Below are 202 nucleotides of genomic sequence, written 5' to 3' on the forward strand. Positions count from 1 at the left end.
ACATCCTGCCGGGCGCTGAGCGGGCGTACCTGCTGGAGGAGCTGAACCGGACGGCGGCGGCGTATCCGTCGGAGATGTGCATCCACGAACTGTTCGAGGCGCAGGTCGGCAAGGCGCCGGAGGCGGGTGCGGTGGTCTGTGCGGAGGAGCGCGTGAGCTATGGCGAGCTCAATGCGCGGGCCAACCGTCTGGCGCATTATCT

1 protein-coding gene is annotated in these 202 nt (G+C 67.8%); it reads left to right on the forward strand.

The genetic code is table 11. From position 1 onward, the window contains the following. The coding region (locus ACLFKU_RS45055) for a hypothetical protein (protein WP_410853551.1) at positions 1 to 202 on the forward strand (202 nt) is incomplete at both ends.

The organism is Paraburkholderia sp. EG304 (assembly GCF_046543485.1).
GTDB classification, from domain to species: Bacteria; Pseudomonadota; Gammaproteobacteria; order Burkholderiales; family Burkholderiaceae; genus Paraburkholderia; species Paraburkholderia youngii.